Origin of the sequence: Trichocoleus sp. ST-U2, assembly GCF_039961875.1 — a bacterium.
Classification (GTDB): domain Bacteria; phylum Cyanobacteriota; class Cyanobacteriia; order Cyanobacteriales; family FACHB-T130; genus FACHB-T130.
This window is the reverse complement of the sequence record NZ_JAMPJY010000006.1, coordinates 202,501-225,341: the sequence shown is the minus strand read 5'-3', so window position 1 is coordinate 225,341 and position 22,841 is coordinate 202,501. Positions and strand designations below refer to the sequence as shown.

The window sequence follows — 22,841 nt, the reverse complement described above, 5'->3', positions numbered from 1 at the left end:
CCAAGAATATTCTGCTCAATGAGGGCATCCGGGCTTGGATGGCTCCTCAGGATCAACCCCACGAGAACTTTATCTTCCCTGAAGAGGTTCTGCCTCGCGGTAACGCACTGTAAAGTTTTGGATTTTGGATTTTAGATTTTGGATAGTTATTCATCTAAAATCTAAAATCTAAAATCTTAAGTCTTAAAGTCGGTACCTTGTTTGGTTAATGACAATAGAGGTTTTACCCCGTGCAAACGTCATTTAATAGTGGTTTCGTATCAGGTGCCGGACGCGACCAAGAGTCGTCTGGATTCGCCTGGTGGGCGGGTAACGCCCGTCTGATCAACCTGTCTGGTAAGCTGCTGGGCGCTCACGTTGCCCACTCTGGTCTGATTGTCTTCTGGGCTGGAGCGATGACTTTATTTGAAGTCGCTCACTTTGTGCCCGAAAAGCCGATGTACGAACAGGGATTAATCCTGCTGCCTCACCTAGCCTCTCAAGGCTGGGGTGTGGGTCCAGGTGGAGAAGTGATCGACACTTTCCCCTTCTTTGTCGTTGGTGTTTTGCACCTGATTTCCTCCGCCGTTCTGGGCTTGGGTGGAATTTACCACGCAATTCGCGGTCCGGAAACTCTGGAAGAATACTCCGGCTTCTTTGGCTACGACTGGAAAGATAAGAACAAAATGACCACCATTATCGGGATTCACCTGATTCTCTTGGGAATCGGTGCCTTCCTGTTGGTGATTAAGGCAATGTTCTTTGGTGGTTTATATGACACTTGGGCACCTGGTGGTGGTGATGTTCGCGTCATTACCAGTCCTACGCTCAACCCAGCAGTGATCTTCGGCTACCTGCTAAAGTCTCCTTTTGGTGGCGACGGCTGGATTGTTAGCGTTGATAACCTGGAAGATGTCGTCGGCGGTCACATCTGGGTTGGTCTGATTTGCATTGCTGGTGGCATTTTCCACATTCTCACCAAGCCTTTTGCATGGGCACGTCGTGCCTTGATCTGGTCTGGAGAAGCTTATCTCTCCTACAGCATCGGTGCTGTGTCCTTGATGGCTTTCATTGCCTCTTGCTTCGTTTGGTTTAACAACACTGTTTATCCCAGCGAATTCTACGGCCCCACTGGCCCTGAAGCTTCTCAAGCCCAAGCAATGACCTTCCTGATCCGCGACCAGCGCTTAGGTGCGAACGTCGGTTCTGCACAAGGTCCAACTGGCTTAGGTAAATACCTAATGCGCTCTCCTAGTGGCGAAATCATCTTCGGTGGTGAAACAATGCGCTTCTGGGATTTCCGTGGTCCTTGGCTGGAGCCGCTACGCGGTCCCAATGGTCTTGACCTGAACAAGATCAAGAATGACATTCAACCCTGGCAAGCGCGACGTGCTGCTGAGTACATGACCCATGCTCCTTTGGGTTCCCTGAACTCTGTGGGTGGCGTTGCTACGGAGATCAACTCGTTTAACTACGTGTCTCCCCGTTCTTGGTTGGCTTGTTTCCACTTTGTCATGGGTTTCTTCTTCCTAGTCGGTCACCTGTGGCACGCTGGTCGCGCCCGCGCTGCTGCTGCTGGTTTCGAGAAAGGAATTGACCGTGAAACCGAGCCAGTGCTATCTATGCCTGACCTCGACTAATTAGTTTGAGTTTTGAATTAGAGACTTATAACTCATAAACAAAAAGGCTCCTGTTTTCTAACAGGAGCCTTTTTGTTTTGGTGAAATCACGCAGGACACTGCCTCAAATCAGGGCTACGCTATCGGCATCAATTCCTCCACCGTGTAATATTGGAGTGCAGAAAGCTTGTGAATGCTGAAAACAAAATCGAAAGATTATTCGAGGCAATTCAGTTATCTGATGTCGAGCAAGTCTATCAGCTTCTAGAGGCTGGAGTTGATGCTAACCGCAAGAATTATTCTAGGGGTCAGCATCCACTGGTCTTAGCTTCTAGCATTGGAAATCTAGACATTGTGGAGGCATTGCTGGCGGCAGGGGCAAATGTCAATGCTAAGTCTGAACTGCCTCAAGGTGATGCTCGCTCCCAACCGAGTCTATTTGTTTCTTCAGTACCAGGAACCTCCAGCTATGGACAGATGCTGGCAGAAGCTACTGAGGATGCTGATGAAGAAACAAAACGCTTTTTCGCAGGCTTTACACAGTTCGTTGATGCTTTCTCCGATGAAAAGAACGTCAGTAGTGCGAGTACCAATGAGCAGCAAAACTCCTCCCAAGATGAAGGTGTAGAGTTTGACGAAGAGGAAAATTTTGATGAAGGGAGAGAAAAGACGGCATTGATAGCAGCGATCGCTTCCGGTCATGTTGAAATTGTAAAAGCTTTGCTTAAAGCAGGAGCTGAGGTCAATCCAACAGCTTGGGATGTTCCGGTTCCTCTCGTAGTTGCTGCCAAACACGGACAGCTTAAGATTGTCCGCGCTCTCATTGCTGCTGGTGCTGAAGTCAATAAATGTGGGTGGGATTGCGAGTACACACCTTTAGGCATGGCAGTTGAGCGTGGACAAGTGGAGATCGTTCGCGCTCTTCTAGAGGCAGGCGTTAATCCTCGAGGAGGACGCAGTTGCGATACTTCTCTAGCATTAGCTGCGGCAAACGGAGATATAGAAATCATGCAGCTTCTGCTCAAGGCTGGCGTAGATATCAACTACCCCAAAGGCGATTACACAGCATTAATGGCGGCGGCTAACAACGGTCAATTTAAGATGGTGCAAATGCTGGTAGAAGCAGGAGCTGATGTTAATGCTTGGTACGAACACTCTAATACTCCTTTGCTCTACGCAGCCTATAGCGGGCATCGTGAAATTTACGACTATCTGTATCCTTTGGTTTCTGAAGATATCCGCAAGTATGGGGAGAGAGAAATTGAGAAAGGGGTCAAGAAAAAGGAGCGGTTACAGAAGAAGGATGTAGAAGACTTCATTGAGGCGGCAATGTTTGGAAAAGTCGAAGCGGTAAAAGCAGCCATTGAGAAGGGGATAGACATCAATGCCATTGGCTCTAACGGTCAAACTGCCCTAATGTATGCGGCTCATTACGTCCGTATTCCTGTAGTTCAAATTCTAATTGATGCAGGTGCTGAGTTAGATATTGTGAGCGAAGAAGATGGACTCGGTGAAGGGAAAACCGCTTTGATGCACGTAGCTGGAAGCTTTTTCGCAACAGGAAAACGCGCTGAGATGGTCAAAATGTTAGTGGAAGCGGGAGCGAACATCAATCTTAAACGTAAGGATGGTCGTACCGCCCTGATGTGGGCTGCTATGGCAGGTTATGCCGATTCAACTCAGGCTTTGATAGAAGCAGGTGCAGACCTTGATGCTAGAGATGATGAGGGCAATACAGCGATGATGCTGGCTGAGGGTTACAGACATCCTAAAATTGTTCGCCTGCTCAAACAAGCGGGTGCTTCAGAAGAGGGAATGAATGAAATTGCCTTAATTGAAGCAGCTTCTGACGGAAATGCCGAACAGGTTAGAGCGTTAATTCAAGCAGGCGCGGACATTAATCGTAGGATGAATAGCACCGCTTTATGCAATGCAGCTTCAAGGGGGCATGATGAAATCGTGAGGATGCTGATTGAAGCGGGTGCAGACGTAAACAAAAGAACCAGCGAAGGCTATTTTTATCCACTACTTGATGCTGCTTACGCAGGACATCTTGAGATTGTTCGCGCTCTTGTAGAAGCGGGTGCAGATGTGAATGCGGAAGGTTTCTGTAATCCTCTTGAATATGCTGAATTGGGCATTATGGAAGGGCATCACAAAGGTGGACAACACGCCGAGGTGATTGAATTACTCAAGCAAGCGGGTGCTACCAAGTCGCAAGATTTTTAATGAGAAGATATCGCGATCGCATTCACCTTCCTCCCAGCACAAATAAAAAAAACGGGGATGAGCTACCTCATCCCCATATCCTAAAGAGTTATGAATTAATTCAAAACTCAAAACTCAAGACAATTTACAAACTCGGCACAAATTGCTCTTTTTCTGGTACATCTGTGTACTCAGCAACAATTTGGCGGAATTCTTCACCGTCAATAGTTTCCTTCTCAATCAACAAGTCTACGAGTCGATCGATGACTTCCCTGTTTTCGCGCATGATCTTGCAGGCATCTTTGTAGCATTTCGCGACAATTGACCGCACTTGCACATCAATCTGGGAAGCAATTTCCTCAGAATACTCGCTCCGGCTCGTCCAATCGCGCCCCAAGAACACTTCACCACTCTGGCTTTCTAAGGACAGTGGGCCGAGGGTAGACATTCCAAACCGCGTGACCATCTGCCGTGCCAAACCTGTCACCTGTTGCAAGTCTCCGCCAGCACCTGTAGTAATCTCGGAATCGCCAAAGATGACTTCCTCAGCCGCACGTCCGCCCAAAGCGCCTGTAATGCGTGCTAATAGCTGGGACCTGGAGATTAAGCCTTGATCTTCATTAGGAGTGAACCAGGTTAAGCCACGCGCTTGACCCCGTGGCACCAGGGTGACTTTTTGTACCGGGTCGTGGTCGGTCACTAGGGTACCGACGATCGCGTGTCCTACTTCGTGGTAGGCAATCAGTCGCTTGCTCTTGCTATCCACCAGCGGCGTGCCTTCCATCCCCGCTACCACCCGATCAACCGCGTCGTTGATTTCCATCATCGTGATGGCTTCTTTGCGACGACGGGCGGTCAAAATGGCAGCTTCGTTGAGCAGGTTCGCTAAGTCAGCACCTGTGAAGCCTGGAGTGCGTCGGGCGATCGCTTCTAAGGAAACTTCGGGAGCAATTTTTTTGTTCCGTCCGTGGACTTCCAGAACTGCCAGACGCCCTTTGAGATCCGGTGCATCCACCATCACTTGTCGGTCAAAACGTCCCGGACGCAACAGCGCCGAATCCAGAACATCGGGACGGTTGGTCGCGGCGATGATAATAATTCCGGTATTGCCTTCAAACCCGTCCATTTCTGTCAAGAGCTGGTTGAGGGTTTGTTCCCGTTCGTCGTTTCCGCCGCCGATACCTGCGCCTCTTTGCCGTCCGACGGCATCGATTTCATCGATGAAGATTAAGCAGGGAGCGTTTTCTTTGGCTTTTTTGAATAAGTCGCGGACGCGGGATGCACCGACGCCGACGAACATCTCCACAAATTCCGAGCCGGAGATGCTGAAGAAGGGAACCCCGGCTTCCCCTGCGATCGCTTTGGCGAGTAATGTTTTCCCGGTTCCTGGAGGGCCAATTAACAGGACGCCTTTGGGAATTTTCGCACCTACGGCGGTGAATTTCTCTGGAAGTTTGAGGAAGGTGACGACTTCTTCAAGTTCTTCTTTGGCTTCTTCGATTCCGGCGACGTCGTCAAATTTGACGCCGGTTTTGGCTTCCATCTGAAATCTAGCTTTTGATTTCCCGAAGTTCATGGCTTGCCCAGGACCGCCAGGAATGTTGCTAGAGCGACGGAATAGGAAGAACAGCCCAGCAATCAACAAAATCGGAAAAATTAAATTCCCCAAAAATCCCCAGATCGCTCCATCATTGCGAGCGGGATGGGTATCAAAGCTGATATTTGCGTTTCTGAGCTTAGCAATCAATTCTGGGGCAGTTGTTGGCAAATCTACCCGCAGCCGTTGGATGCGGTTATCCAGATCCGGATCGACGGCTTCGACAATTGCTGTCCGACCCCCATCGTAGAGGTCAACACTGGTAACTCTTTGGGCATCTAGGTATTCCAGAAAGCGCCCATAGGTCATGCGGGTACTAGCAGTGTTTTTGCCCATATCGGTGGGAGCAGCAGCAAATGCCCCTTGCCAGAGGAAAAACCCTATGACTAAGGCAGGTAATGTCCAAAGTACTAATATTCTCCAGGAAAATTTCATAAATCGGTTGTCTCTAGATACGGCTAATAGAAGCAGATTCAGCGCAGATAAAGCGTTATCACAAACAAGGGATGAGAGCTGATTGAAGGAACTGAAACATTCCTTTTTTTACCTAATTGAGCAAGACTTTAGGCAGGAAATCCCAGCCAAAAGCTGGATTTGCTACCACCAGGACATTTAGGCTTGTCCCTATAGGGCGAACATTGGCACCTTAAACGTGAACTTAATTAAATTTAACTTAATTCTCATCATTGGATCAACTGACTGCTTTGCTTATATCCTTTGAGGACTTTTGTCAAGAGAAAATAATCATTGCAGATATTCATCTGTGCGAATCTACGCCCACGCCTGAATATCTTGCAATGAATCAGGAAAATAACCTTCCTCCAAAGGATTGACGCGCCTGCTTCCCAGTTTCAATTCTGGTAAGACAGACGCGCCAGTTGGCTTGAAGCGAGCGCCATCAAACTGAGAAACCCAGTTTCTTTAAGAAACTGGGTTTTTATGAGAGTCAAGGAGAGACGACTAGGCAGGACTTCCAGCCAGTAGTAACCTAGTAGGTTTCTACGTGCCAACGACCAGCCTTCTTGATCGTTCTTTGGTATTCGCTCCAAGTCACCCCATCCTTGGCAGCAGCGGCGGAGAGGGCTTCATCAATGCCCCCTTCCATACCCTTCAAACCGCAGATATAGGTGTGGGTATTCTCTTGCTGAATCATTTTCCAGAGTTCATCAGCGTGTTCAGCCACCCGATCCTGAATGTACATTCTGCCGCCTTCGGGGTTTTTCTGTTCCCGGCTGATGGCATAGGTGAGGCGGAAGTTTTCAGGGTACTGCTGTTGCAGTTCTTCAAGTTCTTCCTTGTACAGGATGTTGGGGCTGGTGGGAATCCCGAAAATGAGCCAAGCTAAACCCTTGTATTCGTAGTCGGTGTTAACTGCTCTTTCATTTTCCTTGAACATCCGCCACAGGTAAGCGCGGAATGGCGCAATACCCGTTCCGGTTGCCAACATGATCACGTTGACATTCGGATCTTCTGGTAACAACATTTCTTTACCAGTTGGTCCGGTAATTTTCACATCGTCCCCAACCTGGAGATTGCACAGATGGGTGGAGCAAACACCATAGACCATTTCGCCCGTTTCTGGATGCTTATACTCTAGTTGCCGGACACACAGCGATACAGTCTTGTCATCAACCTTGTCGCCATGACGAGTCGAGGCAATCGAGTACAGTCTTAGTTTGTGGGGTTTGCCCTTGTTGTCATTTCCCGGCGGGATGATGCCAATACTTTGACCTTCTAAATAACGGAGATCCCCTTGGGAGATGTCAAAGATCAGGTGACGAACGGTGCCGATCCCACCCTCACCAACTAACTCTTCATTACTCAGACACTTACCAATAAAGGGATTATTCGGGCGGTAGATATTAACGGGAATATCTTTTTCCGTTTTTTCCTTCGCTTGAGTCATAGGCTTACTCTCTTTTGGTGCTTGAGTGTCCTGTGCGACGGTTTGCGAAGTGGCAGGAGCATTCGTTGCACTTGACTCAACGCTTGCGGCAGCAAGGGAGCTGGGGGAGCTACCCTTAGAGCCATTTGCTCCGTTGTCAGCACCCAGAGGGTGGATGCTGACAATTTTGCCGCCCAAACGAGCGATCCGTTGCATTTCTTGATTCATGCGATTGTAGGGCACTGTGATAAACACGCTGCCACTACGACGAATCGGGTAGTTTACGTTGTCAGTTGCTTCGTTCTGACGCAGGCCCACCACTTCATAAACAAAGACGCGGCTACCAGATTCTGAATTGGCAGTACCGTTGGCTGCTGTGGAATTGTACATTGCTCTTAAATATCTCCGAACCCACCTTCTGTTAACATTCTGCTACAAAGCGGTCTTTCCACCACATATCGCTCTGCTGACCGAGGGCAGGTAAAAGAGGGCAATGACTGAATCTGGATAGTTTCTGGATAGTTAACGTCGCTAATATTAGGGATATTCTTCCTCGCCGGATGGCGATTGGGAAACCCTTCGCTAGCTTTTTTTAGGGTAGCCAGCAATTTATTTAAATAATGTCTCCATTGAGTCAATTTAATTTTTCCTTTCTAAAAATGCACGGCACGCCGTAGCATAAATACTGAGCGAGATGATTCCACTGGGGTTAGCTTGTAGCGTCTATCCCGTTCTGGTAAGATACTGTGTAACATCTAGTATTAAATACTTACTGGACGAAGCTTGAGTCTTCCCCAACGGGCCTTACTCTAGGGTGCTGTAAGCTCCTACTGGTTATGCCTTCTTGCTGTGTCGCAAGAGCTGCAAGAGTAACCAACGGGGTGCCCTCCGGGCTGAGGATTTAGATTGCTTAAAACTCAATGAGAAAAAATTTTTTGCGTTAGAGGGAAGCTATGACCAGTCAGCTGGATCGCGTGGTTCTAATTGGTGTTGCTGGAGACTCCGGATGCGGTAAATCTACATTTTTGCGCCGATTAACAGATTTGTTTGGGGAAGATTTCGTCACGGTGATTTGCCTGGACGATTACCATAGCCTGGATCGGAAACAGCGCAAAGAAACTGGAATTACGGCGCTGAACCCAAAGGCGAATAACTTCGATCTGATGGCCGAGCAGATCAAAGCGCTCAAGAACGGTCAGTCCATTGAAAAGCCAATTTACAACCACGAAACCGGCGAGATCGATCCTCCAGAGCGAGTCGATCCTAACCATATTATTGTGATTGAGGGGCTTCATCCTTTGTATGATGAGCGGGTGCGATCGCTCCTCGACTTCAGCGTTTATCTCGACATCAGCGATGACGTTAAGATTGCCTGGAAGATTCAGCGGGATATGGCTGAGCGCGGGCACCGTTACGAAGACGTACTCGCTGCCATCAACGCTCGCCGCCCAGATTTTACTGCCTACATCGAGCCGCAGAAGGAACACGCTGACGTTGTGATCCAGGTGTTGCCGACGCAATTAGTCAAGGAAGAGAAGGTAGGTCAAATCCTGCGGGTGCGCTTGCTTCAGCGCGATGGCGTGGAAGGTTTTGAGCCAGCTTATCTATTTGATGAAGGGTCTACGATTGATTGGAGACCCTGCGGTCGTAAGCTAACCTGCGGCTACCCTGGCATCAAGATGTACTATGGCCCAGACTCTTACTATGGTCATGAGGTGTCCGTTCTGGAAGTAGATGGTCAGTTCGACAAGCTAGAGGAAGTCATCTACATTGAAAGCCACCTCAGCAAGACTGCGGCTAAGTACCACGGGGAACTGACCGAACTGTTGCTCAAGCATCGGGAATATCCAGGCTCTAATAACGGAACTGGCTTGTTCCAAGTGCTGGTCGGTCTGAAGATGCGGGCAACCTACGAGCGGTTAACGTCTGGAAAGAGCCAACCGTTGGCAGCGACGAAAGTATAAACTAGACCCCCAAGGGTAGGGATGCACGCTCGTGAGTCCCTACGACTGCGTTCAAAGCCTTCTAGCAAGGGCTATCTAAGTGAATTGCTGACGCGAGAGACTGACAAAAGGCTCTCGCATTTTATTTTAGGTATCTAGGTTTTAATAGAGATATAAATTTTGGGATTGGGTTGAGTAGAAATATGAGAGTGTGGGTTGCCAGTTTTTTGCTGCTGTTTGGCTTTGCAGAAATCTATCAGTGGTTGAAACAGTTCACGCTGCCGTTGCCGGTGTATATTCTGGGAGGTGCGTTTTTAGCGATCGCATCTAACTACGACAAACTATCTAGCTTTCCTTTTTTGCGAAGCCACGAAGACGAACCAGCGTCGATTAAAGACCAGACGCCGCTAGCCATGCGTTCTGTTTCTAGCCAATCTCCATCGAACCTCACGCCTCAATCGCCTCGTCCCATTTCTTTCAAAATCGAAAAGAAGACGAAAAAAGGCGCGAATAGCAGCCACTCAATCTAGTGCCACTGGGTCGGGGAATTTAATATTTACCGGCTTACCGAAAGGATGAAGAGCCAGCAACCACCGTTGAGTAAAGCAGTAAGAACTGCACCACTAATCACTCCTTTCATCAATCCCCATCTTTGTTGCCGTCTTAGAGAAAAACTAATTGGAATTACATAGAGAAATTGAAATAAACCAATACAAAGAATTGGTATTCCCAGAATTGGAGTAGCCGTAGTAAAAATAGATAAAAATACCACAATAACAAAAACTAAAATATTTATTCCTAATAGTAGGAATATACCGCCAATTATTCCGGGAATTTTATTTATCGACCTCATAATCTTGTTCCTATAAAGATAAGCTTTTTGCTCCTAGATCGTTGGGTTCTAAGATATAGCGTTTTACAAAGAACTAAAGTACAGTAAATAACAGCCCCCATTTAATAAAGCGGTAAGAACTGCACAAATAATCACCCCTTTCACCATTGCCCGTCGCTGTCGCCGTCTTAGCCAAAAAATAAGCGGAATCACATATAAAAGCTGCCATAAGAATATAGAAATAGCAGAAAACGCCCAAACGATTAAAATAGCGTATCCTCCTCCTAGCAAAGCAGCAATAGGAAAACTTACTAAAAATACTGCTAGACCGGCGATAAGATGCATACCTAATAACAACAGCATTCCGGAAAGTACCCCAAGAAATTCATTTTGATGTTCCATAAAACTCCTGCTGAATCCAATTAATATTTGTTGTTAATAATGGTTATATATCAATTAAACCAATGCCGGACGATTATTAACCAAGTGATATCCAGCACTTCCCTCTCGGTAAAACATATTAAACGTATCAAATGGAATAATCCTCCCATCGGGATGCACAATGTGGATGCAGGAACGTTTTACAGAACGGACATCGAAGTTAAAGGGGTCAAGAAACTGTACAATCATCACTCGGAATATATTTTCGTAGGTAATTCCTTCAGGAACAGGTAGTAGTGGCAAGCAACAAAGTAACTGTTTTAAAGATGTTGCAGAAGATGTGGGTGAATGGCTAGTGGAAAACAAATTAAAAATATTTCGCTTTAGCTCATCATCCTGTTCATAAAGAACAGAATTCGGCATGATTTTTACAAAATTATTTGGCTCCAAAAGCCCAGTTAAGGGTATCACTTTGCCCTTAACTTTTAGCGCGTAAGCCATTGCTAAACAATCGGGATGGCAAGGAACTGGGAGAATATCTTCTGGTTTAAAATAGGGACTCTGCTGTAAGATAGAGCGACGAACTTCTGTGAGAGTGTAGCGATCGCGCTCATGCTCAAATCCCTCCAGACGCCCTGCTGCCTGAATCGGTTGAAAGGTAACACCCCGCACGCATCGCTGTTGCAAGGCGTATTCAATGATTTTGCCAATTTCGCCGTCGTTTAGCCCTTTTTTCAGGGTAACGACCAAAGTTGTCGAGATGTTAAACTCGTTGAGATGCGCGATCGCTTGTTCCCGAATCTCTCGCAAATCTGCCCCCCGTAACTCCTTTAATGCTGCCGCCTCAAAGCTATCAAATTGGAGATAGACTTCAATTCCGGGCATATATTGACTTAAGCGATCGCAAAAATTTCGGTCTTTGGCAATTTTAATACCATTGGTATTGATCATTAAATGGCGAATTGGCTTACTTTTAGTAATATCCAGAATTTTAAAAAACTCTGGATGAATCGTTGGTTCGCCCCCACTAATTTGCACAACCTGGGGTTCTCCTTCATTCGCCACCACCGCATCAATCATTCTTTCAATTTGCTCTAAGGTGCGATGACGCCGGGATTGACTGGAATGTTGAGAAACTTCTTCTGTGCCCGAATCTGCGTAACAAATTGGGCAGGAAAGATTGCAGCGATCTGTTACTTCTACTAAAGTTAAACAGCTATGTTGTTCGTGATCGGGGCAAAGTCCGCAGTCATAGGGGCAGCCATATTTTATGGGAGTATTAAATTTAAGCGGCATATCCCCTGGTTTGATAAATTCCTGGGAGAGTTTGTAATAATCGATATCATCAGCAATTAAGACTTCTTGATGTCCGTGGGTAGGACAGTGCTTTACCAGGTAAACGCAATCATCTCGAAAGATAATTTTTGCCTCTACTTTGACGAGACATTTAGAGCAAACGCTGTTAGTTAAAGCATAGAAAAGGTAGTTTCGAGTAGGCATATATTTTTTTGTTAAAATGATTACAATCGGTTGAGCAGCTTTCCTGATTGATTCTAGGTGTATGGATTCACAGGTTTCCAATTATAGAAAAATGCTTCGTTATCATTTGCAACTCAGTTATAAGATTTGAGAGGAAAGATTGATCGTTAGAGAAATTAAAGGTTAAAGTGTTGCCATTACCAATTGGATAAGTTGTTTTTCCAGTCCATTGGATGTGTCCTAAATTATTAATTTCTGCTTTTAGGTTTATCAATCCTTCCATTGTATTTAGCTCTGCAATACCAGATAGCGTTTGAGATATCTCTTTAAGTTGTTCCAAGAAAATAAATATTTCCTCAGTCCGTATATCACCCAAAAAATTAGCGTGATAGCCAGGTAAGATTATCTCAATTTCTGAATTAATCCAATTTCTATCCCAATAATCGTCTGCAATGAGATTATTTATCCCTTGAATGCGAATGATTACTTTTTCTTGATTTCCCTTGACAGTAAATTGCATTAGATGATTCAAAAACGAACAATTTTAGAATGCTGTTCCGATAATATAAAATTCCCAATAAACAAGCAATCTGAATGGCGCTTAGCCCGTAGATGGGATGAAAATCTGGCTTAATGAAATCAATTAATAGACGAAAGCTTAAATAAGAAACCATGTAAAACTTAAATAATTCGCCTTCTTGCCGATGGTAGCGGCTGCGAATTTGTAAAAATATCAGTAAAATTAGTAAAAAAATAACTTCATATAATTGAGTCGGATGCCGGGGAATGCCATCACCAAAATCTACTCCCCAAGGTAAATGAGTGGGAATGCCGTAAGTGCGATCGCTTAATCCTGTCAAAAAGCAGCCAATCCGTCCCACCGCCGTTCCCACAATCAAGGGATAAACAAAAACATCGCCGGTAGATCGATTGACACCAATCATTTTCTTGGTAATTTCTACACCAATCAATCCACCGAGTAACGCCCCTACGACCGTTTTTCCTTGAAGGAGAACCAAAAAGAATAGTTGCCAATTATTCCCAATTAAATCGATGTGCTGTAGTAAAACCAGCGCTTTCGCACCGACTAGCGCCCCTACCAAGCCACCGACAATTACCGAACTGCGCTGCGTGGGTGCGATCGCATCTTTGCGAGCATTTTTGATTAATAAACGGAAAGCGATCGCATACGCCAACGACTCAAACAAAATATGAGGGTGAATCCGCACCGAACCCAGCCACAAATAAACCGGGAAACTCATTATTTGTATCTCCGCTTGAGGATAGTGCCTCCTCGTGGCTTGAAAATATACCCGACAAGCCCTGTTGCCTGGAGCTAGACAGAGGTTGCCTAGACGATATCATACCCACCCAAGCTTGTAGAAGCTATATTTCCTGGAACTCTTCACAGAAGATTGCTATCCTCTGCTAAAGGATTAAAAATTTCTTGCCAGCAATATATGGCAAGGCATTTTACATGCAAAATCTAAATCTTCCGCATAAAAATTGTTAATAACTGTCAAGTAATAAATAAAAAACTATATGATGTGTAAACATGCATCGCCAGATTTGAGAATTAATCAGGACTAGAGTCTCCGTCAACATCAGGGAAAGCATCAAGGAGATGATTTGAGCGAACTAGGTAGGTAAAGTGAAAAATGGCAATCCCAGCGGCAGAATCCCCAATTACCGAGAGCAGCAAAGTGGAAGCAGAGAATAATCGTTTCTTCACGCTCTCACTGGATATGTTTTTCATCGCTGGTTTCGATGGCTATTTCAAGCGACTGAACCCGATGTGCGAAAAAACGCTCCTGTTCACATCTGAGGAATTTCTAGCCAAGCCGTGGATTGCATTTATTCATCCCAAAGACCGGGAATCTACTCTGGTTCAATTGCAGGAACTATCCAGCACCGGGGAGACGGTCACTTTTGAAAACCGCTTTCGCTGCAAAGACGGAACCTACAAATGGCTGCTGTGGAATGCCGCTCTGTGCGCGGAAGAACAATTAATTTACGCCGCTGCCCGTGACATTACCGAGCGCAAACAGGCAGAAGAGGAACTGCGGCAAAGCGAAGAGCGTTTCCGCTTGTTAATCAAAAATGTCAAAGACTATGCAATTTATATGCTCGATACCAGCGGGAAAGTTATTAGTTGGAACAAAGGGGCGGAGAGGCTCAACGGGTATCAGGCAGAGGAAATTATTGGTCGGCATTTCTCCTGCTTTTTTCCTTCCACCGAGAGCAGGAGCGGCAAACCTGAGCAAGTTCTACAAAAGGCAGCATTAGACGGTCGGTGTGAATGGGAAACTTTACGCTTACACCAAGACGGGTCGCAGTTTTGGGCAAATGTTGTCGTGACAGCTTTACGAAGTGAAGATGGACGGCTGCGCGGCTTTGCCACAATAACGAGGGATATTACCGAACGCAAGCGATCGCAAGCAGCACTGGAACAAGCAAATAACGACTTAGAAAGACGAGTCGAGGAACGCACCGCTGAATTAAAAGCCGCCAATGAGCTTCTAAAAAGGGAAGTTAAAGAGCGTCAGCAAGCGGAGAAAGCTTTGCGACAATCAGAAGCGCAATTGCGAGAAAAAGCAGCAAAGCTAAAACAAGCCTTAAGCGAATTAAAACAAACTCAAACCCAGTTGATTCAAAGTGCAAAAATGTCCAGTCTGGGACAATTGGTTGCTGGTATTGCCCACGAAATCAACAATCCCGTCAGTTTCATCTACGGGAATCTCGACTACGCCATTCACTATATTCAAAGCTTGATCGAGTTGTTGCAACTTTATGGAAAACACTCCCCCGAACCCCCTGAAGAAATCCAGGATCTGATTGATGAAATCGATCTTGATTTCGTGATTGCAGATATGCCGAAACTGCTGTCCTCAATGAAGTTAGGGGCTGACCGCATTCGGCAAATTGTCGCCTCTCTGCGGAACTTCTCGCGCCATGACCAAGCAGAAAAGAAGTCGGTCAACATTCACGAAGGCATTGACAACACTCTGAGATTGCTGCAAGACCGCTTAAAAGCTACCGCTACCCATCCGGCGATCGAGGTCGTTAAAGAATATGGCGACCTACCATTGGTGGAGTGCTATGCCGGTCAGTTCAACCAGGTATTAATGAATATCCTCAATAATGCGATTGATGCCCTGGAGGAGGCAGACGGACCCAGAAGCAAAGGGGCACAGGAGATGGTATCTCCCTGGCTTTCTGGCTCCCCGGCTCCTCAGTCTTGTATTCGGATTTGTACCGAGGTCAAAGACAGCGATCGCATCGCCATCCGGATTGCTGATAATGGCCCTGGGATGAACGAGGAAGTCCGTCGTAAGTTATTTGACCCCTTCTTTACCACGAAACCGATAGGCACAGGTACGGGACTCGGCTTGTCCATTAGCTATCAGATTGTCGTCGAAAAGCACGGCGGTCAATTGACTTGTGTTTCCGAACCGGGAAAGGGGGCAGAGTTTTTAATTGAAATTCCGATTCGGCAGACTCGTTCCGAACCAGCTCTGTCTCGGTGCGCCTGAGAAACAATTAAAAGTTAGAAATTAAAGTTTTAATTGACTTGACAAACCCACTTCCAAAGCGGGTGACTTTGTCCTTGCTGGCGAATCCGATATACCTGTTGCTCTAAGCGATGTTGTTCCCGATTGGATATTCCTAGTAAAATATTCCGGCTTTGCCACACCAATACAGAAGCTGTCATGCCAATGCACAAAGCAAGTCCCAGAGCTGGCAGTGGATTGTAATAAAGTCCATATCGCACTGCCGCCCAGGTAAAGTATTCCCGCAATAGAAAAATTGGGTAGCGCAAGCCCCAGAGACTCAAGGGACCAATGGTAATCCAAAGCAACCCGGCGACCAACCACCTGCCGTAGACAGTCAGCCGGTGTAACCTTTGCACTTGCTGTTGGAAGCTTGGATCATCGGCATGGCTGAGGGGGTTGCGGGTCAGAGGTTCAGAAGGGCACAGGGGTAGAGGAGAAGTTGAATCTAGATTATCCTGTACTTCCCCGCTCTCCGGCTCTCCAGCTCCTCTGCGCCCTTGCTCCCAGCGATCGTCTCTTGCCTGATTCATTGCTTCTTGCCTTATGCCCTTCAGATTTCATCAGAAGCTTTGGGTTCCGTTGCCGCAATAGCGATCGCTTGACCCGTCCGTTCTCTCCACCAAGCTAAAAGGGTACTCGCAATGAAGATACTGGAATAAGCACCAGCGGCAAACCCAACAATCAGCGCTAAGGCAAAGTTTTTCAGCGTTTCTCCACCAAAGAAAAAGATGGAAAACAAAGTCAGCAACACTGTAAAGGTGGTGTTAATCGAACGAGTCAGGGTTTGATTAACTGCGTCCTCGACAATCTGGTTAATATGCTCTCCAGGATTCAGTTTAATGACTTCCCGAACCCGGTCGTAGATCACCACCGTATCGTTGACCGAGAAACCAATGATCGTCAAGATAGCGACGACAAATAAGCTATCGACTTCAGTACCGAACACCAAGCTCAAGATAGCGAAAAACCCTAGGGTGATCAAAACATCGTGGAGCAAGGCAACAAAGGCGAACAAGGAGTAGTCGAACTGGAAGCGGAAGGTCAGGTAAACAAAAATACCCACAAAGGAGAGCAATATCGCCAGTAAACCAGAGGCAAATAACTGGCGTCCGAGAGTCGGTCCCACCGTGTCTATCTGAGTCTTTTGGGGATCGAAGGCTCTGAGTTGGTTTAAGGCATTTTGCAGCTTGGTGCGTTGGTCAACATTCAACGCTTTGGTGCGAATAGACACACCCGGCTGAGTTTGCCCTTGAGCGTTCCTGGTTAACGCTTGGATGCTACTGTCACCCAAACCCTGAGCTGCGATCGCTTCCCGAACCGTCGCGATATCAATGGGTCGATCGCAGTTGTTTGGTTTAGAACAATCGAGTTCAAACTGCAACCGCGTACCGCCGACAAAATCCAGACTGGGACGTAACGGCGCACCGATTTGCGTCCAGTTGATTACCATTGCAATCAGTCCACTCAGGATCAAGATGGCAGAAATCGTCCACCAGAGCGATCGCCGTTTGATTAGATTTAATTTCATGACCCTACCTCTGGCTCAGACTTCCTTGACGCCTGCAAATTCGGACAAAACCATTGTGGCTTGCGTAATTCTGGAAAGCTGATCGCTGTCATGAGTAGGGTACGGCTACAGGTAATTGCTGTAAACATACTCACTAAGACTCCGATTGCTAGCGTCAGGGCAAAGCCTTTTACCAGACCCGAACCCAGCCAAAACATAAACCCACAAGCAATTAACGTTGTGACGTTACCGTCCAAAATGCTGGAAAATGCCCGATAAAAACCAGATTCTACCGAACGATATAAACTCTTCCCGGCTCTTAATTCTTCCCGCGTCCGCTCAAAAATCAGTACATTGGCATCTACTGCCATCCCGATACTGAGAATAAAACCAGCAATCCCAGGGAGAGTCAAAGTAACGCCGAGTAAAACAAAGGCAGATAAGCACAATAGCGAATAAATGACTAACGCTATCCCAGCAATTGCCCCCGGTAAGCGGTAATAGACGCCGATGAAGATCAATACCAAAATCAGACCACCGATAGAGGCGTAAATACTGCTTTGGATACTATCTCGACCTAGGGTGGCTCCCACGGTACGGTTTTCAATGATTTCTACGGGGTAGGGTAGGGCACCGCCCCGCAGCTGGACGACCAACTCGTTAGCTTCTTCTAAGCTAAAGTTGCCTGTAATCTCGGCACCGCCGCCGCTGATGCCTTCTTGGGCATACTTTACTTCAACGGTAGCAGCGCTGAGCAGTTCTTCATCTAAGAAAATCCCCAAGGTGCGTCCCGTCCCGGCGATATTTTTGGTTAACTGGGCAAAGCGTCCGCCTCCTTCAGCATCAAAGGAAATGTTGACACTCCAGTTGTCGCTCGTCTGAAAAGGTCGGGCGGTCGCTCCCGTGAGGTTTTTGCCCGTGAGTGGGGGGTTGGTGCGCTCAAACAAAGCTGCGATCGCTTGGTTACTCCGCTGGAGAGCTTCCTGATTTTTAGCGATCGCCGCTTCATCTTTCGTCTTTCTCAACTCCTCCTGCTTCGCTTTTAATTCCCGTCGCAGCTGTTGTTCAATTTGCAACTGGGTTTCCGAACCCGGCTTTTGTTCGCGGAAATCCAATTGAGCGGTGCCACCCAGCACCCGTTCCGCTTGCTCCGGATCGCTGACCCCCGGTAGCTGCACCAAAACCTGGTCTTGTCCGACCGTTTGCACGATTGCTTCAGAGACCCCAAGACCGTTAATCCGGTTCTCTACGACTTTCTGAACTGCTTCTAAATCTTCTCGCGTGATTTCTTTGCCTTCAGTGGGTTTCACCTGAAGCGTCAGTTGCGATCCCCCTTGAAGGTCTAATCCCAGCCGAATTGGAATCCTGGCAAGCACGGTGATAGAAGCAATCACCAGAACCAGAATTAAGGCTAATAAAGAACGCTGTCTCTGCATACCACGACCCGCTCAAACAAATGCTATGATAATCCCTTTTGGGCTGGTCGATCCGGATTGATTGTCAGCGGGCATTAGTCATTAGTCATTCGTCATTGGCAATTGACTCAGACTAGGGACTAAGGACTAATGACCGATCACACTTGGAGTGCCATCATCTTTTGCACGGCTTCCACAATTTGCTCTGGTTGGACAATCGTCAACCGCTCCAGCGCTCCATTATAAGGTGTGGGGATATCCTGGGAAGATAGCCGCAGAACGGGCGCATCTAGCTCATCAAATAGCCGATCGTTAATTGAAGCTGTCAATTCTGCCGCAATTCCGCCGGTTTTCATGCATTCCTCTACGATAATCACCCGATGGGTTTTCCGCACGGAAGCACCGATGGTATCGAAATCCAGCGGCTTGAGGGAAATTAGGTCAATTACTTCCGGATCGAAACCTTCTTTTTCCATCTGTTTTGCCGCTTGCATAACATGGTGACGCATCCGCGAATAAGTGAGGATCGTGACATCCTTGCCTTGCCGCACGACTTCTGCCTTATCTAAGGGCAGCACATATTCTTCCTCTGGTAAATCTTCTTTCAGGTTGTAGAGGAGGACGTGTTCAAAGAATAAAACCGGATTATCGTCGCGGATGGCAGCCTTTAACAATCCTTTGGCGTTGTAAGGTGTGGAGCAGGCGACAATTTTTAAACCCGGTACTGCTTGGAAATAAGCTTCTAGTCGCTGAGAGTGTTCGGCACCCAATTGACGACCGACGCCACCTGGCCCCCGAATCACCATCGGAATTTTGAAGTTACCGCCGGAGGTATAGCGCAGCATTCCAGCGTTGTTAGAGATTTGGTTGAAGGCAAGGAGCAAAAAGCCCATGTTCATGCCTTCGATAATTGGTCTGAGACCTGTCATTGCAGCACCTACTGCCATGCCGGTGAAGCTGTTTTCGGCAATGGGGGTGTCGAGTACGCGCAAGTCACCATATTTTTTGTACAGGTCTCTGGTGACTTTGTACGAGCCGCCATAGTGACCGACATCTTCACCAAGGACAAATACGGCTGAGTCGCGAGCCATTTCTTCGTCTATGGCTGCGCGGAGGGCGTTGAAGAATAAAGTTTCTGCCATCGGTACAGGAGAGAGGAGTTTGATCGGGTCAGATTAGGATTTTAACCTCTTGAGGCTCTAGAATTTTGCCAGCGATCGCACATCGCTCTGGATTGGTGAACCGGAAGCGATCGCACTTTGTACATCGTCAAATCTATCGCAGTATTGACAAAAGCTTAAAAATATGCAAAAACCCGTTTTCTCAAAGAAGACGGGTTTTATGGGAAAATTATGATTAATCAACCTACAGCTTTCTTGACTTCACGTACCTTTTAAGAGCCATGCAAGTAAAAAGTGAAACTCAAACAATTTTTCCTTTTTACTTTTCCCTTTTTTAAAGTATGCGGAAGGTGAAGGGATAGCGGTAGGGTTGATCGGGATTACCCAAACAGTGAGTAATTGCCAGAATCGTCAGTGCCCAATGAACGATAAACCCGATAGGTCCGAGGATAAAGCCCAATAAACCAAGGGTGATAAAAGTTAAGAAGGCAATAATCGCTCCATAGAACCAAACATTGAAGTGAAAGTTGATTGCTTCTTTGGCATTGTCTTTCACAACTGGATCATCGGATACAAATAACATCGCGACGGGTATCCCGATAGACACCAGTGTCGTACTAAGAAAGATCGAGCCATGAGATAGTACCGACAACAACTTTCGCTTGTCCGTGTCGTACATCTAAACCCCCTAATGCTTCTGTTGCGTTGCCTCTAGTCAAGACTGTAACACGCGATCGCTGGGGGTGAGCCGCACGCTAGCGAACGGCTTTCCGTACCCGAAAGGCACAAAAGTTTCTGGTACTAAAGCAGAGAGAATTTATCCTGAAACAGCAGCAGAATTTCCGTCCCTAACCACAGATGTTTGCCGATATTGCTGCTGAACGGGAATTGCGATCGCGAACTCCGCCCCCTGTCCCGGTGCTGAAACGCATTTCAAGCTGCCGCCGTGTTTTTCGACTACAATTTGATAACTGATAGATAACCCCAAACCTGTGCCGCTACCAACAGGTTTAGTTGTAAAGAAGGGGTCAAAAAGCTTTTGGCGTACCTCCTCCGTTATCCCAAGACCATTATCAGAAATCCGAACCACAACTTGACGATCGTCTTGAACTTCAGTGCGAATCCGAATCCAAGGCAGGGACGCTGGGGAACAAAGCTGCTGAGGAGAGTGTACCAAATTCTCCTCTGCACTTCTGCGCTTCTGTGCCTCTGCCTCTTCTAAGGCATCAATTGCATTGGTGATGGTATTTATAAATACTTGATTCAGTTGCCTCGCATAACACTCGATGGGGGGCAGCTTGCCATACTCTTTAATAATTTCAATCGCTGGGCGTCCCAGTTTCCCTTTCAAGCGGTTTTGCAAGATCAGCAGCGTACTGTCAATGCCTTCGTGGAGATTAACCGCCTTCACCTCTGCCTCATCCAAGCGCGAGAAGTTTCGCAACGATAAGACAATTTCGCGAATACGGTTCGTCCCCGCCTTCATTGAGGACAGCATTTTGGGTAAGTCTTCCTGAAGAAAATCTAAGTCAAGGTTCTCCACGACTGCGGCAATTTCAGGAACAGGTTCGCAATTGTGTTGCTGATAGAGGCGAATCAGATGTAGTAATTCTTTTGTATATTCGTCGGTGTGAATTAGGTTGGCGTAAATAAAGTTAATAGGGTTATTAATTTCGTGAGCAACACCAGCAACCAATTGACCCAAGCTAGACATTTTTTCGCTCTGAATCAATTGAGATTGGGTTTGTTTCAACTCACATAAGGTTTTTTCTAGATGAAGTGTCTGTTCTCTTAATTGCGCTTCCGATTTTTGTAAAGCGATTTCTGCCTGCTTGCGTTCGCGAAGCGCGGCTTGCCGTTCGCTAATATCGCGTACTATTACCAAAGCTTCTGATTCTAAGCTACGCGCATACCGAGCCTCATAATCGTGCTGGTTGCCGTCTAGGGAAGTCATTTGATACTCGTAGAGTTGTGTTTCACCGGAAGCGATCGCTTTCGATACGTTGTACATGGTAGCTTCAGCCAACTCGGTAGGTAATACCTCCCACACGCTTTTCCCCAAAAAGTGACTGGGAGGCATCGCCAGAGCATCTTCTCTAGGCGCTTGAAAGTCCATAAAAGTCCCATCACTGCAAATCCGAAACAACATATCCGGTAGGGCTTGGATGAAGGCGCGATTTTTCGCTTCGCTTTCACGCAATGCCGCCTCTACTTGCTTGCGTTGAGTAATGTCGCTTGCTACGACTACAATCCCTTTACGGCTTCCATCTGGGTTGAATAAGGGCACCTTGGCGACATCAAACTTCTTCGCTGAACCATCGGGTAATAAAATCTCTTCTTCGTAATGGCTAATGGTTTCTGCACGCCACGCTCTTTCATCGGATTCTTGACAATCAAAAAGAGCTTCCTGATAAAATTCTGTATATTCTTCTAGTTCTGCGTCTGTCTTGCCCTGATAATCGACACCTTCGAGCTGAAAAAGCTTCAGTCCTTCTTGATTCGAGATCAGCCAGCGTCCTTCACCGTCTTTCATATTCACCACGTTCGGAACCGCATCAATCAGGGTATTCAGCCAGTATTCTTGACTTCGCAGCTGCGCCTCTATCTGCTGACGTTCCTGAATTTCTGATTTCAGTCGGCGGTTGGCTTCCTCGATCTGAGCGGGACTGGGCAGTGCTAGGATGTTAGGAATCAATGACATCAATACAATACCTGTCGCCACAGAAATCACAGCAGCTACAGCTTTCACTAACCCTGACAGCCAATACATTGGGTGCCATAGGGTCCAAATTTCCAACACATGACTCGTCCCACAAGCGATGATGAAGCTGCCAAACAACAGAAATACCCAATCAAAAGGCAAATCGCCTCGCTTGCGGACAATGTAAACCAACAGCAGCGGAATTGAATAATAAGCCAGGGCGATTAAACCATCTGACAGAATATGCAGCCACACTAGCCCTGTTTTCCACAAATAGCAGTGTCCGTGCGGGATAAATTGCCCGGAAGTAAAAAGATTGTGCAAGAGTGATGGCATAAAGTCTCCTTGGGGTTGCTACTTTATAGCTAGATATCGCTCGCTCGCGAGAGTTGGCATGGGCAGGTCTGCACCGGATAAATTACAGTTGTTTTGCAATCTGGCAAAAAGACGGTTGGTTTCTTAGCGTAGAACTTCAAAAAAAACTTGCTTTGCTTACCGCCTTGTATTTGGATTCGTCAGCAGTGCGTAATCTTTGATAGGAGACGAGTGTTAACGGAATATATCCGCTTAAAATTAAATTAAGTTGATAGACATAAAGAAAGTGCAACCTTAAACGAACC

General features: G+C 46.8%; 18 protein-coding genes and 1 pseudogene. 6 read left to right on the top strand and 13 right to left on the bottom strand.

Annotated elements, in window-relative coordinates:
* From NC996_RS06245 to NC996_RS06235, 3 genes and pseudogenes are all read left to right on the top strand, one after another.
* Positions 1-113 (top strand): annotated as a pseudogene (locus NC996_RS06245) (photosystem II protein D2); the annotation flags it as partial.
* A gap of 117 nt (positions 114-230) precedes the next feature.
* The gene (gene psbC, locus NC996_RS06240; protein WP_190414496.1) at positions 231-1,619 is read left to right on the top strand and encodes a photosystem II reaction center protein CP43; all 1,389 of its coding nucleotides are present in this window, start codon (positions 231-233) and stop codon (positions 1,617-1,619) included.
* 168 nt (positions 1,620-1,787) lie between these two features.
* On the top strand, positions 1,788-3,827 hold the full coding sequence (locus NC996_RS06235; protein WP_190687731.1) for an ankyrin repeat domain-containing protein: 2,040 nt from the start codon (positions 1,788-1,790) through the stop codon (positions 3,825-3,827).
* Positions 3,828-3,951: 124 nt separating this feature from the next.
* Here the strand turns inward: NC996_RS06235 and ftsH2 are convergent, their stop codons facing one another.
* The gene (gene ftsH2 / locus NC996_RS06230) at positions 3,952-5,838 is read right to left on the bottom strand and encodes an ATP-dependent zinc metalloprotease FtsH2 (protein ID WP_190429954.1); all 1,887 of its coding nucleotides are present in this window, start codon (positions 5,836-5,838) and stop codon (positions 3,952-3,954) included.
* A 553-nt stretch (positions 5,839-6,391) separates the two neighbouring features.
* Positions 6,392-7,678 (bottom strand): ferredoxin--NADP reductase, encoded by a 1,287-nt coding sequence (gene petH / locus NC996_RS06225; protein WP_190687728.1) that lies wholly within the window; start codon positions 7,676-7,678, stop codon positions 6,392-6,394.
* 563 nt (positions 7,679-8,241) lie between these two features.
* Here petH and NC996_RS06220 point away from each other — a divergent pair.
* Together NC996_RS06220 and NC996_RS06215 are read left to right on the top strand one after the other, a co-directional pair.
* Positions 8,242-9,252 carry a phosphoribulokinase gene (locus NC996_RS06220; RefSeq protein ID WP_190414500.1) on the top strand — a complete coding sequence of 337 codons (1,011 nt, stop codon included), beginning with the start codon at positions 8,242-8,244 and terminating at the stop codon, positions 9,250-9,252.
* A 182-nt stretch (positions 9,253-9,434) separates the two neighbouring features.
* Positions 9,435-9,761 (top strand): hypothetical protein, encoded by a 327-nt coding sequence (locus NC996_RS06215; RefSeq protein WP_190523920.1) that lies wholly within the window; start codon positions 9,435-9,437, stop codon positions 9,759-9,761.
* 26 nt (positions 9,762-9,787) lie between these two features.
* Here NC996_RS06215 and NC996_RS06210 read toward each other — a convergent pair whose 3' ends face one another.
* From NC996_RS06210 to NC996_RS06190, 5 genes are all read right to left on the bottom strand, one after another.
* On the bottom strand, positions 9,788-10,084 hold the full coding sequence (locus NC996_RS06210) for a hypothetical protein (protein WP_190687723.1): 297 nt from the start codon (positions 10,082-10,084) through the stop codon (positions 9,788-9,790).
* 63 nt (positions 10,085-10,147) lie between these two features.
* Entirely contained in the window at positions 10,148-10,465 is a 318-nt protein-coding gene (locus NC996_RS06205) for a hypothetical protein (RefSeq protein WP_190533574.1), read from the bottom strand.
* A 54-nt stretch (positions 10,466-10,519) separates the two neighbouring features.
* Positions 10,520-11,944, bottom strand: coding sequence for a radical SAM protein (locus NC996_RS06200; protein ID WP_190687720.1), 1,425 nt, complete (start codon positions 11,942-11,944; stop codon positions 10,520-10,522).
* Between the two features lie 67 nt (positions 11,945-12,011).
* Complete coding sequence (locus NC996_RS06195; protein WP_190687717.1) at positions 12,012-12,443, bottom strand: hypothetical protein; 432 nt, start codon at positions 12,441-12,443, stop codon at positions 12,012-12,014.
* On the bottom strand, positions 12,382-13,185 hold the full coding sequence (locus NC996_RS06190) for a prolipoprotein diacylglyceryl transferase family protein (RefSeq protein WP_190687715.1): 804 nt from the start codon (positions 13,183-13,185) through the stop codon (positions 12,382-12,384). The genes NC996_RS06195 and NC996_RS06190 overlap by 62 nt, the downstream gene beginning before the upstream one ends.
* 396 nt (positions 13,186-13,581) lie before the next feature.
* Between NC996_RS06190 and NC996_RS06185 the strand changes: the two genes are divergently transcribed.
* Positions 13,582-15,456, top strand: coding sequence for a PAS domain S-box protein (locus NC996_RS06185; RefSeq protein ID WP_190687713.1), 1,875 nt, complete (start codon positions 13,582-13,584; stop codon positions 15,454-15,456).
* 29 nt (positions 15,457-15,485) lie between these two features.
* On the opposite strand, the gene NC996_RS06180 is transcribed toward NC996_RS06185, so the two are convergent.
* The 6 genes from NC996_RS06180 to NC996_RS06155 form a co-directional block, all read right to left on the bottom strand.
* Positions 15,486-15,902, bottom strand: a complete 417-nt coding sequence (locus tag NC996_RS06180; RefSeq protein WP_190687769.1) for a hypothetical protein — start codon at positions 15,900-15,902, stop codon at positions 15,486-15,488.
* Between the two features lie 125 nt (positions 15,903-16,027).
* Positions 16,028-17,005 (bottom strand): protein translocase subunit SecF, encoded by a 978-nt coding sequence (secF, locus tag NC996_RS06175; protein WP_190427144.1) that lies wholly within the window; start codon positions 17,003-17,005, stop codon positions 16,028-16,030.
* Entirely contained in the window at positions 17,002-18,420 is a 1,419-nt protein-coding gene (secD, locus tag NC996_RS06170) for a protein translocase subunit SecD (RefSeq protein ID WP_190687710.1), read from the bottom strand. The genes secF and secD overlap by 4 nt, the downstream gene beginning before the upstream one ends.
* Before the next feature lie 137 nt (positions 18,421-18,557).
* On the bottom strand, positions 18,558-19,541 hold the full coding sequence (locus tag NC996_RS06165; RefSeq protein WP_190414510.1) for an alpha-ketoacid dehydrogenase subunit beta: 984 nt from the start codon (positions 19,539-19,541) through the stop codon (positions 18,558-18,560).
* Between the two features lie 313 nt (positions 19,542-19,854).
* Complete coding sequence (locus NC996_RS06160; protein ID WP_190687707.1) at positions 19,855-20,199, bottom strand: DUF4870 domain-containing protein; 345 nt, start codon at positions 20,197-20,199, stop codon at positions 19,855-19,857.
* 138 nt (positions 20,200-20,337) lie between these two features.
* Complete coding sequence (locus tag NC996_RS06155) at positions 20,338-22,557, bottom strand: ATP-binding protein (RefSeq protein WP_190687704.1); 2,220 nt, start codon at positions 22,555-22,557, stop codon at positions 20,338-20,340.
* Positions 22,558-22,841: the final 284 nt, after the last annotated feature.

What these genes read in the sequence shown, in the direction of transcription:
- ftsH2 (WP_190429954.1), bottom strand. Translation starts at nt 5,838, where the DNA reads ATGAAATTTTCCTGGAGAATATTAGTACTTTGGACATTACCTGCCTTA.
- petH (WP_190687728.1), bottom strand. Translation starts at nt 7,678, where the DNA reads ATGTACAATTCCACAGCAGCCAACGGTACTGCCAATTCAGAATCTGGT.
- NC996_RS06220 (WP_190414500.1), top strand. Translation starts at nt 8,242, where the DNA reads ATGACCAGTCAGCTGGATCGCGTGGTTCTAATTGGTGTTGCTGGAGAC.
- NC996_RS06215 (WP_190523920.1), top strand. Translation starts at nt 9,435, where the DNA reads ATGAGAGTGTGGGTTGCCAGTTTTTTGCTGCTGTTTGGCTTTGCAGAA.
- NC996_RS06210 (WP_190687723.1), bottom strand. Translation starts at nt 10,084, where the DNA reads ATGAGGTCGATAAATAAAATTCCCGGAATAATTGGCGGTATATTCCTA.
- NC996_RS06205 (WP_190533574.1), bottom strand. Translation starts at nt 10,465, where the DNA reads ATGGAACATCAAAATGAATTTCTTGGGGTACTTTCCGGAATGCTGTTG.
- NC996_RS06200 (WP_190687720.1), bottom strand. Translation starts at nt 11,944, where the DNA reads ATGCCTACTCGAAACTACCTTTTCTATGCTTTAACTAACAGCGTTTGC.
- NC996_RS06195 (WP_190687717.1), bottom strand. Translation starts at nt 12,443, where the DNA reads ATGCAATTTACTGTCAAGGGAAATCAAGAAAAAGTAATCATTCGCATT.
- NC996_RS06190 (WP_190687715.1), bottom strand. Translation starts at nt 13,185, where the DNA reads ATGAGTTTCCCGGTTTATTTGTGGCTGGGTTCGGTGCGGATTCACCCT.
- NC996_RS06185 (WP_190687713.1), top strand. Translation starts at nt 13,582, where the DNA reads ATGGCAATCCCAGCGGCAGAATCCCCAATTACCGAGAGCAGCAAAGTG.
- secF (WP_190427144.1), bottom strand. Translation starts at nt 17,005, where the DNA reads ATGAAATTAAATCTAATCAAACGGCGATCGCTCTGGTGGACGATTTCT.
- secD (WP_190687710.1), bottom strand. Translation starts at nt 18,420, where the DNA reads ATGCAGAGACAGCGTTCTTTATTAGCCTTAATTCTGGTTCTGGTGATT.
- NC996_RS06165 (WP_190414510.1), bottom strand. Translation starts at nt 19,541, where the DNA reads ATGGCAGAAACTTTATTCTTCAACGCCCTCCGCGCAGCCATAGACGAA.
- NC996_RS06160 (WP_190687707.1), bottom strand. Translation starts at nt 20,199, where the DNA reads ATGTACGACACGGACAAGCGAAAGTTGTTGTCGGTACTATCTCATGGC.
- NC996_RS06155 (WP_190687704.1), bottom strand. Translation starts at nt 22,557, where the DNA reads ATGCCATCACTCTTGCACAATCTTTTTACTTCCGGGCAATTTATCCCG.